Here is a 14,059-nt window from a genome sequence, read left to right on the forward strand (position 1 = left end):
ATAATCCTAAAAAACTATGACTTAAATGTTTAATACAACAGCCATTTCCTTCCCAAATCTATCGCCATTATCAATAAAGCCTAAGCTCGCATATAATTGATGTGCTCCAATGTTTTCAGGATGATAGCCAACAACGATTTTTTTACAATTTGGCAATTTAGACATTTCAGCAATCATTAATTTGGTTGCCTTCTTACCTATCCCTTTTTGCTGGTAGTTTTTATCTACCATAATGCGATATATCCAATAACCATCAAGTTCTTCCAGGGTCGTATTGAACATTAGAAAACCTACGATCTTATCTTCAAATTGGATAGCATAAGGTTTCAATGATGGTTCGAATTTTGATTGAGCAATCGAAACGGCATTAGGCTCAATATGATTTACTTGATTCTCAGATACTTCTAAAGTACAGCAGTCATACCAATTATCTTTGTTTAATTCTACTAGTTGAACATTGTTATGGACCATAAATTCCCCTTTTGAGTAATTAATATAATGGAACTTTCCACTTATCCTTGACCTCATTATAGCGAGTGACGGAAAGTAAATGCAGCGTCAATTCCTCTGGAATTTCTTCCAAGTCATACGATTTGAGGTTGATCGATGTCTTGTAGCGGCCATTCTTATCTTTTTCATTGAGAATAGATCCCCCGCCATAAGTAGAATATGTTTTTCCTTTATCATCGACTAAAACCCAATCGCCAAGTTCTGAAGCAGTAGCTTCTCTTCCGCCCTCCATTTCAATGATAAAAGACGTTTCTTTTTCGATAGGCATAAGTGATTTTCGCAGCGAATAATCATTTTCTTTCTTCGCTTTTTTTATCGTGATAAAGTTTCCTTCGTACTCAAATGACACAGGGTTTTTCTTCAAATCATTCGGTTTTATTTTTATAGAAAAATCGGATGGTACGGTTTTAAAAACGCCATCTAACACAAAGGTCAGCTTTTGCTTATCCTTTTGCGGAATAAAGGAATCATTCCAAGCGATTTGACCGAGTTGTTCCATGTCAAAGCTCGAACTTTGTAATTGTCCTGAGCCATGAGAATACGCTTCATCTTCAAAAAAGGTATTATGATTATGATGATAAATCGCTTTCCCTTCCTCATTCTCGATATGATAAGAAATAGCAGTTCCATAGTTGGTTGCACCAGTTACTTTTTCCTCACCGAACTTAGTTTCAAGCTTCTGAACTTCATCTTTTACTTTTACTTGCTCTTCTTCTGTAAAGGTTGTTTCATATAGAAATTCACTAGAGGATGGAGAAAAGCGAAATTCAGTCATATTAATGTTGATACCATGCTTGTTACTATTTTTGTCATTTAATGGAAGAGAGATTGTAACTTGACGAGCTTCCTTAAGATTAATAGGGATTTCTAGTTTCCAGTTGCCCTTTACTCCATTTAGCTCATCAAAATTAAACTTTACGGTCATTGCCTCTACTGTTGGCTGTTCTCGCAATGAAATTTCAATTAAACCGTAATCACTTCCTTCAGACCAACCCATGCCAATGTGTTCAATACGTTTTCCATTTTGATCGAAGGCCATGATGCTGTCTTGTAAAACATCAATGTCTAGTTGTGTATCTTGTAGTTTTCCATCTGTATTGATTATTTGATAGGACAATGCGACCCGAGAAGAATCAGTTATGACATCTTCCACTTTAAATGTAATTCCATTATTCGTTACTTCTTGATTTACTCGTTGTACGAGTCCTGCATCCTTTGCCATTCTTAATCCCTCATCAACTTGTTCGGTTGAGAACAAGCCGCCAATCCACTGGGCAAAGCTAGGATTCAGAGCTGCGCTTAATCCAATAGCTACTACCACTACCGCTGCAGAAAGTATAATCCTTTTCCAAGGAGTTCTTTTTCTGCGGACAGCCTTCTGTTTATAAGGCTCAAGCTGATCAAGAACTAAGGAATCAAAGTCATCAGGTAATGTTGGTGTTTGTAAAGTTTCTCTTAAAAATTGTTGTTCATCTTTAAAAGCTTCCACGATTCTCCTGCATTCATTACAGCTTTTTAAGTGAGTATTTATATCAGATTGCTCCTGTTCTACTAACAGGTTATCAACAAACTGTGAAAGTTTATCCGCCGTTGGACAATTCATGAAAATAGCCTCCTTCGCGTTTTACTATATCTCTCATTTTTTTCTTAGCCCGATGAAGCTTATTGCGGACATCTGAAAGAGGGAGTTCGACAATCTCACTGATTTCGTTATAGCTTAATTCATTTGCATATCTTAAGAGGATGATCATTCGTTCATCTTCTGGCAGCGTAGCAATCAAACGCTCGAGCTGCCTATTTTTTTCTTTCTTTAAGAAAATCACTTCAGGATGGTTCGAGTTCACCATTTTTTCTTCGTTGATTTCCACCTGTTTCATTTGATAGCGTTTCTTTCGGAATTCATCCATACAGTGATTAATCGCCACCCGATAGATCCAGCTGGAAAACGATCCTTTTCCATCAAATTTACCGAGCTGATGATAGACTTTAATAAAAGCCTCCTGTACTAAATCCTGAGCATCCTGAGGATTTCTTGTCATTCGTAAAATTGTGGCATATAACGGATTTTTATATTTATTAATAATGTGTGCGTAGGCATGCTTGTTGCCGGATAGCACTTCTTGGATCCAATGCAGTTCTTCTTCCATTTTGACCTCCTTACTGAAACGATCATGCGCATGTCTCGCTTTGGGATTTCATTTATAATAACGAGTTCAATCTCTAAATAATTTCATCTAATTAAAAAATTATTAAAGAAAAGTTTGTGTTAAAGCTTAGTGTTGATCATGCTATTTTGTTGTTGATTGGAGCGGAAGGCGCGAGACTCCTGCGGGAGAAGCGAGTCAAAGGGAGACCCCGCAGGAGCGATAGCGACGAGGAGGCTTCCGGACCGCCCGCGGAAAGCGAGTGCCTGCAGCGGAGATCAACAGGAAAGTTTAACATAGAAAAAGAAAATGGCTGCCGCAGCAACCATCAAGCCTATACAAAAAACTTTAACTAGATATCTAATCGTATTTTTGAGTTTGATCTACGTGGGTTTGATGATTTTTGAATAATTTTTGATAGCCGTAGATCCCAGAGCTAAGCAATAATATTCCGGAAAACAGATATACAAATCTTGCACTTACTAAATCTACAAGCAAACCAATGATAAAAACAGATAAACTAAAGACTGCTTGATTTATGGTTGCCTTTGAAGCTAAGTATTTTCCTAAAAGTTCTTTATTGATGGAGTTTTGAATAAATGTACTTTGAGCAATATCTCTAACTTGATATAAAGGGCCCATTAAGATAACTAATAACAAAGCGAAAATAGGAACACTAACAAAAGAATAGATGATGGTAAGAATAGAAACACCAACTGATCCAATAACAATGAAAAGTACGAGAGACTGATTTATATATTTAGAACATTTCCATACTAAAATACCGCCTATAATCGTTCCTGCATAATAAGCTGAGTTAATATATCCCCACCATTTTTCATCTTGACCTAATGCTTCTTGAACGAAGATTAAGGTGACAGCTCCAATCCAAATGCTTCCACCAAATAATTCAATGATATCCATTTTCGTAATCGTGCTTAAGGTAGGGTGTTTAAAAACAATGACCCAGCCTTCCTTTAGAGATTCTAATGGACTATTTTTCTTCTTGTTACGAACTGTCACATTCGTCTTTAACATCATTAAAGAAAGGATAGAAATCAACAACAATATAATGGTCATGATAACGACTTTATAATGACCGAGATAAACGATTAGAATACCCCCGATGGACCAGCCAAGAAGGAGTAATATTTGATCAGTAGTAGACAAAATACTATTAGCATTTACTAATTTTTCTTTTGAAACGATCTCTGGGATTAGGGCGCTCCTCGAAGGATTAGACCAGCCATTAAAAAATGAAATAAATGCTAATAAAAAAAAGAGCAAAATATAATTGATTGGTCTAGGGATAAATAATAACGAGATTACTATAAAGGCATAAAAAAGCATATGGAACATCTGTGAAATGAATAGAATCCTTTTCAAAGTATATTTTTCCATCATAAGTGGTACTGTAGAGCCACTTATAATTTGCGAAATCATACTAATAATGGTGACAGCTGATGCAAAAGTGGCTGAATTCGTTTCTTGATAGATAAATGTAATGATTGTCATTGTATATAAAGAATAAGCTAGTTTTGTAGAAGACTGACTTATTAATAATAAGTAAAATGGACATTTCAAAAAAACACTCCTTAATGATAAACCTGTTAAATACGAGAGATACCTACTGTTTTTTTATTATCATATCATTATCGTGCTAAGATTTGGTTAATTTTTCAAATGTACTGCTAAGTGTAGTGATTCGAATATAAATGGTTAGAAGGAAAAAACATTTATTAGAAGAAATACTATTTAACTAACTAATAGGAGATGAAATCATGCGTGAAAAATTAATAAGGGTGGGGACGATTTATATTCCTGTAGTGGATGTAGACAGTTCAGCTCAATGGTATACGGAAAAGCTAGGAGCTGAGCTAAGCTATAAAGATCAAGAAAAGGCTATTCTGAATTTCGCTAACCAGAGCTTTTTTTTAGTTAAATCGAAAGAAGATCAAAGTTCAAATTTTATTGATAGTAAAGGCAATGAGCGCTTCTCAATGACTTTTGAAGTGAATGGAATGGCTGCTTTAGAAGAAATTCATAAGGATTTTATTAACCGAGGAATCAAGGTTGGGGAAATTGAGGATAGGGGACATTCTGGACGGAACTTTGTATTTTCTGACCTCGACGGAAATAAATTTGATGTTTGGAGCGAATTAAGTCCTATTTTTAAAGAGAAATTCTTCAATTCGTATTAAAAAGGATGTTAATTGGGGGACTTATTTATGAAAAAAATAATATTGTTAGTTCTACTGATGATATTTTCAATCAACTTCTCTGTTCATGCTCTTGATTGGGCTTATTCCTTTGTTGTTTGGAATGGGAATGTTTATAAAGTGACAGAAGAAAAGGTACTTGAAAGTGAAGTAGGGAAGGTTATTGGAAAAGTAAAAACGAAAACTGACCCTTTGTCTGGCAATTATTATGGCAATGCTTCTAATTCTTATCCGAAAGGAACAAAGTATTATGAAATAAACGGTATTTCCACTGACAGCTCAATTGCCGTTGAAGTTAAAGAAAAACAGTGGTTAAAAGCTGCCTACGTTCATGAAGCACCTTTTCATTGGATGAATATTGTTATGAAAGTGTATCCATTTCTTATAATAGCAGCAGTTATAATCGTACTATTTTTACGCATGAAAAAAGCAAAAATCAGTAAGAAATAAAGAGATTGGAGGTTTTCTATTGTTATACCATTTTAGCGAAAACCCTCATATAATAACCTTTTCACCTAGACCATCCAAAACATCTGCGAAACCAGTTGTTTGGGCAATTGATCAAGAACATTCCATTTACTACTATTTTCCGCGAGATTGTCCAAGAGTTATTTATTGGAAGGCAGATTATACGAACGAAAATGATAAAAATCAATTCTTTTTCGGCTCAAGTGCAGACAAGATTATCACAGTAGAAAGCCGTTGGTTAGAACGGATTCGTCAGACAAAACTATATGTCTATTCATTTAGTGCAGACTCATTTGAAATGTTTGATGAAAACGCTGGATATTATGTATCCGATCAAGAGGTTTCTCCGACTAAGGTTGAGCCTGTTGGAATTTTATTAGAAAAGCTCTTGAGTGAAAGCATAGAATTAAGATTTACTCCGGATCTCTATCCAATTCGAGACATGGTTATTTCTTCAACCTTAGGTTTTTCTATTATTAGATTTGGCAACGCGATAAGTGCATCAAAATCATGAGGGCTTGATATTTAAGAGTATGATAGAGAAAAAATCGGATATGTTATCGAAGTGGTCAATCTATGAAGGCGATTGACCACTTGCTTTTTTATGTTAATTTTTTATACATTACAATATGTGGACCAATAGGAGGATAATCAAAAATTTCACCATATACTTTAAACCCTAATTTATTGTAATATTCTTGTACTGTGGTTCTTGCATTGCACCATAATAGGTCAAACCCCTGCTCTTTTATCAAATTTTCGGAAAAGGTAACAAGTGATCTACCAGCTCCTAAATTTCTAAACTCTACAAGAGTTGCCATTCCTCGTAAGCGATATTGCTTTTCAATTGTAAAATCAGGATTGTTTTCAACGCAAAAGGAAGCAATACTAACGAGCTCTCCTTGATAAAATGCTCCAACATGAAATGCACCAGCTTCATGATCTGTATCATATTTGCAGTCCTCAACTGTCTGGTGAGGACGTAAAACCCTATGTCTAAGACTGTAGGTCATTTCGGGATTAATTTTTAGAACCTCAATCATGTTGTTCCTCCAATCCTTTGATAAAAATTGAATGTAATAGGTAATTCTCTTACTGTTTTAGAAATCCTGCATTAGTTTAATATTTTTTGAGGAATATTTTAGAAGGATTATAAAAATAGGATATTGAAGTCTTAAATTGAAGTTATATTTAGAAGGTGAATAATCTTAAGGAGAAATTAGATATGGACATTAGAAGATATAAGGAAGAAGATGAATTAGGATGGGTACGCTGTAGGATATTATCTTTTTTGGATACAGCATATTTTGATAACGTGTTAAAAGAAAAAGAAAAGTATGAAAATCCATCTATAGAATTAGTAGCAGTGATTGATAATCAAATTGTTGGATTGATAGATATTGAATATGAGATAGAAGAAGGAACAGTTTGTTCAAGAGGAAAGGGAAACGGTGGAATGATATGGCATATAGCAGTCCATCCAGATTTTCGTAGGCGAGGAATAGGTAAAAAGTTACTCTTAGAAGCTGAGAATATATCAAAGGATATTGGATTGAACCGTCTTGAAGCGTGGACAAGAGACGATGATTGGGTAATCAAATGGTATGAGGCTAACCATTTTGAAAAGGTAGAATCGTATCTGCAAGTATTTATAAATGGTGGAGAAGAATTAAAGGGAGTTTTAAGAAGTGAAGTTCCAATGTTGTATCCTGTTCAAGTATTCGCACATTATGTTGGTGAAGAGAAAGAAATAGTAAAGAATAAATTTAAGCGAGTCCACGAATGTTTTTGTTTCGAGAAACAGCTAAGTTAGGTAATTAAACAAATGGGTATAAGAGATGAATTATTGCCTTTTAAGAATAGAAACTTCGCGTTTTGAATTATCGGAATTATTGAATAATATTGATAAGTTTTGTTACATTCCAGGGGGCGGTGAAATTTTAATTTTAGAATAAAATGGGGTGGAAGAATGTATTGGGAAACTCTCCCTAATTGGTTCTGGACAATCTACTACTTATTTTTATCGCAGATTAACGGGCAGTAAGACCCCCACTTCAAGGTTGCGAGAGAATTAAAGAAACCTAAGTGGGGGATCAACTGCCCGTAAAGGCCCGACGACGGACACGATGTCCTAGTCAGGCGAAAGCCACAGGACAAGGAGTACTTCATCCGCATTTCATCGCACGACCGAAAGCAGAGCTTTTGGGAGGACGTGGCGTTTTGAGCGTGATTGGTTCAACTAACCATAAGTGGGGGATGAAAGCCGACTAAGAACGCCACGTCCTGTGGCAACGTCGGCACTAGCACGTCCTGTGCGTCGAAAAACCCCCACTTATGGAAGTTTCACTTTATTTTAGTGAGGATACGAAAGTGGCTAATGGTTAAATAATCATAAAATGCTAGACTAAAAAAATATACCGGAGGATCTTATGGAGAGGAAATATAATGATTTAAATTAGGAGATATTTTAGAAGAAGCAGGGGAAAAAGATAACTATAAGGAGAAAGGAAAACCAATATCTGAAGAATATTTAAAAATGGATACATATCAGCACTTCCAAAATATAGCAAAGGATGCAGGATATATACCTCCTTGGTTAAAGCTACAAAAAGAAATCTCTCAACTAGTGCATTCTTGTAAAACAGAACAGGATATAAAACTAATAAATCAGAAAATTAAAAAACATAATTTAATATGTCCTACCCAAATGCAAAAAAATTTAATTTCATTAGATGAATTAGAAATAGCTAAAAGTATTTGGTGAGCTTCTTTAAATTAAACTCATTATTTATACACATTTTTGATCTCTTCCTTCTTTAATTAACGGTGTAGGCTGAAGAAGGAATTTTCTTAATATATAAAATATCTATTATGGTTGAGTGGAGATATAAATGAAAAAAAATCATGTATATGCATTGATAATTTACTTTGGAGTAGGACTTTTAGGTGATGTAATCACTTTGATATTTAATAATCCGAGAAGTTTAGTGATCATACTTAATTTTATGCTTTCCCCCTTGTTATTGTTCGTAACTTTATATTTATTGAAAGACGATTTAAAACTAATGGTATTTGAAAAAAGAAAATCAACGGTTAAACAATCAATATATGCAATTATCAAATGGTTTTTTATAGTAATAATAGGATTTATAGTTATCGCTACAATAACACCTTTGTTTTCCACGTCTGAAGTATCTAATTCTTCGAGAATGACACAAGCAGTCCCTTTAATAGTTATTCCATTTGTTTTTATAGCACCAATATTAGAGGAGTTAATATTCAGAAGAATTATATTTACCTCATTTTCTAAGAAATTTACTATTTTATTAAGTATTCTTTTTACCTCAGTAATCTTCGCGGGCTGGCATATGACTTTATCAGGTTTTCCTTTAATATTTTGGTTATCAGTCGTTATTACTTATAGTTATTATCAAACTAACAGATTATTAGTTCCAATTACCATTCATATCCTATGGAATCTATTTTCATCAAGCGTAGCTTTAATTGGTGCTTCTTTTTTTGAATAATCAATTAGTGGAGTACCTTCATGTGGCAGTTAGTTAATGCTAAGGGAGGCGAGAGTTGAAGATCCAGCTGCCATTTGGTGGCTTTTTCTTTTTAAGTTAACTGGGCAGCTTACTCGAATAAGAATACTTTCTTGTCAGGGAGGCATACGATATGACAATAGGAAATACATTCCATGCAAATTGCAATATTAATAGAGCAATTATTGCATTTCTCTCGAAAAGAAGAATCAATGATTATTTATTCAAATAAAGGTACAAGTTACAAGAGATAGTATGTAGGGGGAACTAGAGTGAATACAATTACAATTGTAGGCATTGTGGTTATGTTTGCAATTTATATACTTGTAAGTCAGTTGTATTTGAAAAGACATCTTGGTATCCAAAACAAACATGAATGGTTATTCTCTAAGAATAGAAAGACCTATGCGAAAATTATTGATTTTTTCATTCTTATTTTTTTGAACCTTAATAGTGGTACAAATCTTCATACTTATTCACTGGTTATCAGAACAAGTCCAATGTTTGGTATGTTTTTCCTCGATGATGTGAATCAAGGGATTGAAGAACTACTAATAAACCGAACTGAAAAATCCTACTATCATAAATTTATAGGTTCTTTTATGATACTGGTTGCCTTTCTAATTTTGTTTGTAGGAGAAAGAGTATAAAAAACCTTATTATTCAATTAACGAGGGCTGTTAAAAGACCCAACGGTTTAATTCTAGATAAATGAGCGTAAAAAATTCAAACCATTAAATTAATAGATAACTTTCGAATTTTGATAGATAAACCAAGCCATGATACTACTTATAGAGAAATGAGGAGTTTCATCTGAGGAAAGTTGAAGTATGTCCGTATAACGAGCAATGGGTTTCGATGTTTGAAGAAGAAGCTAGCAAATTAAGTGATATTTTCGGAGAAGAAATAGTTGTGATTGAACACATAGGCAGTACATCTGTTCCAGGGTTAAAAGCCAAGCCAATTATAGACATTATGCCTGTCGTTAAAGATATTAACATGGTCGATAAATACAATAAAGCGATGCAAGACATGGGATATGAACCCAAAGGTGAAAATGGAATACCAAATAGAAGATACTTTCAAAAAGGAGGAGACAATCGCACTCATCATGTACATATTTATCAGTTCGGGAACGATGGAATACAACGGCATTTAGCTTTTCGCGATTATTTAATAGCTTATCCTGAAGCAAAGAAGAAGTACGGTGAGTTGAAGCAGCAATTGTCTCAACAGTTTCCGTACGATATTCAATCGTATATTCTTGGTAAGGAAAACCTTGTTAAAGAAATTGAACGACTAGCTATAGATTGGTATAAAGAAAATCAGAAATAAGGTTCATTATTCTGAGTTAAATTATTGAACTATCTGTAGGGAAACTTTATTCCAGGTGGAATGCAATTAAAAGGAGAGTTTTTTTATGATTATCGATCCTAGTGAGGGATCGACTGACTGGAAAAAAGAATCTCCAATCACAGATATGTCACAATAACATCAAATTTTTAGTATGTGGAAACCTCGAAATAAAAATAAGCTGCTTTTTCAAAAAAGTACTGATTAAACATTGTTTTCTTAAAAATTTCAATTAAATGGACTATGAATTTTTTATAGTAGGAGAATAAAACATGGAATCTCTTAAGCCTGTAAAGAGGAGCTCTACTCGAATTTATTTTGGGAAGAAGTATTACCGTTTGAAGAGATATATAGATTGGTTCATAGGGAAAAAGAAGTTTTCAATAAAAAAGAGCAATCCTTTATTACAGCATGTGATTTTCACCCATCAAACATTGCTTCTTCGGGAATTAAAAGATGTAGATATGTGGCTGCAGCAAAATAAAGTGAAGAATCTCAAGGTCGCAACTAATAAACTAGATAAAGTCATTGTCAAACCTGGAGAAAAATTTTCTTATTGGTGCTTGCTTGGTAAGACAACAAGGAGAAAAGGTTATGTGGATGGTATGGTTTTACATTATGGAAAGGTTACAACAGGTGTAGGGGGTGGGCTATGCCAATTATCGAATTTAATTTATTGGATGACGTTGCATTCTCCTTTAACTGTCACAGAAAGATACCGTATTAAACAAATACAGGGGTGGATGAATGGGGAAACGACTTCCTCCATGTTGCAATCAGCAGAGGTTAGATCAAATCTAGAAAAGCGCCTTCAAGATCAAGAGGAAAAATTGGATATGTTGGTTGAGGTTAATAAGGAGCTTATAGAAAGGCTAGATAAACAAAGTAAGAGTTTAAATCAACAGTTGGAGTTGCAAAAAAAATGAAATTATAAATGCACTTAATAAAAAACTTGAAGATGAAACAGAGCGAAGGGATCGGGAATTAATGTTGGAAATGCGAAGAACCCAAGTAGAAATTGCTTCTGACAAGGAAGAAAAGAAATCATGGTGGGGTAAGATCTTTTCAAAATGAAAAGGTAACCCTTAGACGTCCCTCCTCCCTTTTCGCTTTTACCCCCTCTTTCGGGTATTATTTTTGGGTTGGTTGGTCAGTTGGTTACCTGGTCAATGTAAAATGGCAGCAGGGGGGAGTGACGTCATTATCGTCGTTTCCCCACAATCGCGCCTTTAATAGTTGGTTACTAATATTTATTTTTTACACCATATAACTTCACCTGTATTCAAAATTTCAATGGATACAGGTGTATCTTTTGAATTTCCTATTTCTATGAAGTTATTTCCTTTCCCGCGTTCCTTTACTAACGCAACATGAAATTCCTTATAATCAGTTTCATTCATTTCTAAACCATTGTCTGTATCATAAAACGTATCTAATTCATATGTACCTGTATAATTGCTATCCCAGGTTATTTTTAATACGGTACCTGTTTTATATTTAAGAAGTTCCTTTACAATCTTATCTATATAAACCATTTGCTATCACCTTCTTCGGATTTTTATGGTGCTGCTGGAACTATATGGGCACCTGTATTACTATAATGAATGATACCGTTTTTTGTAGGATAGTAATGTTTGGTTGTAGGATTGTAATAATCTCCTATAATTTTTCCAAAATTCACCCGTTCTTTATATTCATTAATCATTGTACCCTTTCCAGCATGGGATTTTAATAATGCATTGGCATCAGCTGATAAAATACTTTTTCCTACCTGGAAGTTGTTGTGACCTAATTAAGAAAAGAAGATAAACAAAAAAGATTCGGTTTTGGTTTTACAGTCGGAATTTTAGCTCTTTTATATTCTTTTTATTGCTTGTTTACTCAAAATAATCTCTTCTAACAGCCCTTGTTCTTTTTTATAATAGGACAACTTTTTATACAGGATTTTATGCAAAATAAGCAATCAGATCCGATTCGAAAAATAACCTAAACCCTTGCACTGCCTAGGCAGTCAGCATTGCTAAAGACAATGTTGAAACTAAGACTTTTTTCATTTCTGCAACTCTCCCCTAATTATATATTTTTTCCAATTACTAATTTTAATTTACCATGTAAGTCCTAATTCATCGCAATAAACGTCTGCTTCAATAAAACAATTCCTCATATCAGCCTCACTATCCAATTCACCGAGAATATCATATACTGTCTTTTTTAATGCATCGACAGTTGTATAAGGGACGTGGATTATATACTCGTTAGCTATGATCTCCATTTTGTAATGATGTTTTAGGAACAGTTCGATACTTTCTCTTAACCTTCCCTTTTCCACGTACAAATTTATTGTTATTTTCTATTCGCAGCCCCATTCTTGTTTTGGCAGTGTTTTCTAGATCAATAGGAGCTTGTTTCTCTTTACCTTTACGAGTTGTTTGTATGTAACGATACAATGTTGCTTGACTTATTCCGGTCATTTCTACGATCTCGCTAATACTGTATTCCTTAGAGTGATATAGATTTAGAGCTTTATTTATCTGTTTTTCTGTCACTCTTGGACGGCCGCCATTTCTACCTCTGGCCCTTGCACTCTCTAACCCCTCTTTTGTTCGTTGAGCAATTAGATCTCTTTCGAATTGGCTGAATGCCTGAAATACAGTAAGCATCAGTTTACCTTGTGGTGTATTTGTATCAAAGTTCTCTTTTATGCTAATCAATTTCACATTTTTATTTTCAAAGTACTCAACTAACTCTATCAAATCTTTTGTACTCCGGCCTAATCTTGAAAAACTTTCAACAACGATTGAATCACCGGGTCTAACCTTATCCTTTAATCGAATAAGTTCTGGTCTGTTCGTTTTTGTACCTGACATTTTTTCTGTTAATATTTCGGTGCAGTTGTATTCCTTTAACAAATCCAGTTGTCGAATCAAATCCTGTTGCTTGGTACTAACTCTCGCATATCCATAAGTATATTGCATCATACTTCCCCCTTTGATAGTGATAATTTTATCATTAAGGGATGTTATTGTTAATTTGTTTTTGATAATAGTTCTGATAACGAAAGATTAGGGATTTTACGACTGCATGTCACTTTAATCGGTAAATTGCACCTGTTTTAAGTGCTATTTTGCACTTAAAAATACACCTATTCTAAACAATAAAAGCATTTATTCAAGCTGTGAGCTGGTAACAAGTGCCTTACGTTTTATTTTAGAGGTTTTTCCAAATAGCGATAAATGGTTGTTCGAGATACGCCATCTTTCGGGGGAAACGCTTTTAATTAATGTGCTCAAGATTGAGCGTATCTGTGTAGATTTTCCTGAACCAGTTTCTCCTGCAATTAATAAATGCGGATTCTTTACCATGTCGTAAACAATAATATTTCCGTTAATGTCCAATCCGGCCACAATCGGAAGTTTCATTTTCTTGAAGTGCGGCTTGTATTTCTCATAATCGTACTCAAGAACGGACGGAAGAACAGCAGTAAATACAGTTAGTTTGATTCTTTTATTTCTCCCTTTATTTCGATGTTCTCTCCAAACACTTGCTTAAAGCAGTATTCTTTCTTCTTTACCTCTTTTGGATCTAACCCGGTAGGTATGGAAAAGCAATAAATGGCTGCCTTGTTCTTGTAATCGAACTTAACAGAACGGATTTTAGGGTACACCATGCCTTTGAAGTTTATGAACAAGCCCACTTGATTACACAGGAATATTGGGGCGGCTACGTCAGACATAATAGAATTCATCGTAAAATATTTAACAAAGAAAATGTTCAAATAGATGATGAATTCGTTACGGAAAACCATGCGATTATGATGTAT

General features: G+C 34.4%; 15 protein-coding genes and 3 pseudogenes. 9 read left to right on the forward strand and 9 right to left on the reverse strand.

Annotated elements, in window-relative coordinates; translation table 11 throughout:
• Positions 1-21: 21 nt before the first annotated feature.
• The 4 genes from KHA94_RS17390 to KHA94_RS17405 all read right to left on the reverse strand — a co-directional run bounded on the left by KHA94_RS17390 (position 22) and on the right by KHA94_RS17405 (position 4,238).
• Complete coding sequence (locus tag KHA94_RS17390; protein ID WP_213103406.1) at positions 22-471, reverse strand: GNAT family N-acetyltransferase; 450 nt, start codon at positions 469-471, stop codon at positions 22-24.
• A gap of 19 nt (positions 472-490) precedes the next feature.
• The gene (locus KHA94_RS17395; RefSeq protein WP_213103407.1) at positions 491-2,113 is read right to left on the reverse strand and encodes a DUF4179 domain-containing protein; all 1,623 of its coding nucleotides are present in this window, start codon (positions 2,111-2,113) and stop codon (positions 491-493) included.
• The gene (locus KHA94_RS17400) at positions 2,091-2,657 is read right to left on the reverse strand and encodes an RNA polymerase sigma factor (protein ID WP_213103408.1); all 567 of its coding nucleotides are present in this window, start codon (positions 2,655-2,657) and stop codon (positions 2,091-2,093) included. The genes KHA94_RS17395 and KHA94_RS17400 overlap by 23 nt, the downstream gene beginning before the upstream one ends.
• Before the next feature lie 357 nt (positions 2,658-3,014).
• Positions 3,015-4,238: an MFS transporter gene (locus KHA94_RS17405; RefSeq protein ID WP_213103409.1), complete on the reverse strand. Its 1,224-nt coding sequence runs from the start codon at positions 4,236-4,238 to the stop codon at positions 3,015-3,017.
• A 197-nt stretch (positions 4,239-4,435) separates the two neighbouring features.
• On the opposite strand from KHA94_RS17405, the gene KHA94_RS17410 reads away from it, so the two are divergent.
• Genes KHA94_RS17410 through KHA94_RS17420 form a run of 3 tightly spaced genes read left to right on the forward strand, consistent with a single transcriptional unit; the run spans position 4,436 to position 5,855 of the window.
• Positions 4,436-4,855 (forward strand): VOC family protein, encoded by a 420-nt coding sequence (locus KHA94_RS17410; protein ID WP_213103410.1) that lies wholly within the window; start codon positions 4,436-4,438, stop codon positions 4,853-4,855.
• A gap of 27 nt (positions 4,856-4,882) precedes the next feature.
• Positions 4,883-5,323, forward strand: coding sequence for a hypothetical protein (locus tag KHA94_RS17415; protein WP_213103411.1), 441 nt, complete (start codon positions 4,883-4,885; stop codon positions 5,321-5,323).
• Between the two features lie 19 nt (positions 5,324-5,342).
• Positions 5,343-5,855 (forward strand): DUF6886 family protein, encoded by a 513-nt coding sequence (locus tag KHA94_RS17420; protein ID WP_213103412.1) that lies wholly within the window; start codon positions 5,343-5,345, stop codon positions 5,853-5,855.
• Between the two features lie 88 nt (positions 5,856-5,943).
• Here KHA94_RS17420 and KHA94_RS17425 read toward each other — a convergent pair whose 3' ends face one another.
• Positions 5,944-6,384, reverse strand: coding sequence for a GNAT family N-acetyltransferase (locus KHA94_RS17425; RefSeq protein ID WP_213103413.1), 441 nt, complete (start codon positions 6,382-6,384; stop codon positions 5,944-5,946).
• Between the two features lie 182 nt (positions 6,385-6,566).
• On the opposite strand from KHA94_RS17425, the gene KHA94_RS17430 reads away from it, so the two are divergent.
• From KHA94_RS17430 to KHA94_RS17455, 6 genes and pseudogenes are all read left to right on the forward strand, one after another.
• Complete coding sequence (locus tag KHA94_RS17430) at positions 6,567-7,154, forward strand: GNAT family N-acetyltransferase (protein WP_213103414.1); 588 nt, start codon at positions 6,567-6,569, stop codon at positions 7,152-7,154.
• 702 nt (positions 7,155-7,856) lie between these two features.
• Positions 7,857-8,105 carry a DnaJ family domain-containing protein gene (locus KHA94_RS17435; RefSeq protein WP_338030837.1) on the forward strand — a complete coding sequence of 83 codons (249 nt, stop codon included), beginning with the start codon at positions 7,857-7,859 and terminating at the stop codon, positions 8,103-8,105.
• Between the two features lie 127 nt (positions 8,106-8,232).
• Positions 8,233-8,868: a CPBP family intramembrane glutamic endopeptidase gene (locus KHA94_RS17440; protein WP_213103415.1), complete on the forward strand. Its 636-nt coding sequence runs from the start codon at positions 8,233-8,235 to the stop codon at positions 8,866-8,868.
• Positions 8,869-9,158: 290 nt separating this feature from the next.
• Positions 9,159-9,536 (forward strand): DUF4181 domain-containing protein, encoded by a 378-nt coding sequence (locus KHA94_RS17445; protein WP_213103416.1) that lies wholly within the window; start codon positions 9,159-9,161, stop codon positions 9,534-9,536.
• A gap of 163 nt (positions 9,537-9,699) precedes the next feature.
• Positions 9,700-10,221, forward strand: coding sequence for a GrpB family protein (locus tag KHA94_RS17450; protein WP_213103906.1), 522 nt, complete (start codon positions 9,700-9,702; stop codon positions 10,219-10,221).
• 290 nt (positions 10,222-10,511) lie between these two features.
• Positions 10,512-10,961, forward strand: a pseudogene (locus KHA94_RS17455) (VanW family protein); the annotation flags it as partial.
• Positions 10,962-11,489: 528 nt separating this feature from the next.
• Here the strand turns inward: KHA94_RS17455 and KHA94_RS17460 are convergent.
• The 4 genes and pseudogenes from KHA94_RS17460 to KHA94_RS26690 all read right to left on the reverse strand — a co-directional run bounded on the left by KHA94_RS17460 (position 11,490) and on the right by KHA94_RS26690 (position 13,739).
• Entirely contained in the window at positions 11,490-11,774 is a 285-nt protein-coding gene (locus tag KHA94_RS17460) for a hypothetical protein (RefSeq protein WP_213103418.1), read from the reverse strand.
• Positions 11,775-11,797: 23 nt separating this feature from the next.
• Positions 11,798-12,016: pseudogene (locus tag KHA94_RS17465) on the reverse strand (polymorphic toxin type 50 domain-containing protein); the annotation flags it as partial.
• Between the two features lie 327 nt (positions 12,017-12,343).
• Positions 12,344-13,217: pseudogene (locus tag KHA94_RS17470) on the reverse strand (recombinase family protein).
• 186 nt (positions 13,218-13,403) lie between these two features.
• Positions 13,404-13,739 carry an FtsK/SpoIIIE domain-containing protein gene (locus KHA94_RS26690; protein ID WP_420828179.1) on the reverse strand — a complete coding sequence of 112 codons (336 nt, stop codon included), beginning with the start codon at positions 13,737-13,739 and terminating at the stop codon, positions 13,404-13,406.
• Positions 13,740-14,059: the final 320 nt, after the last annotated feature.

Origin of the sequence: Cytobacillus citreus, from assembly GCF_018343665.1 — a bacterium.
Classification (GTDB): Bacteria; Bacillota; Bacilli; order Bacillales; family Cytobacillaceae; genus Cytobacillus; species Cytobacillus citreus.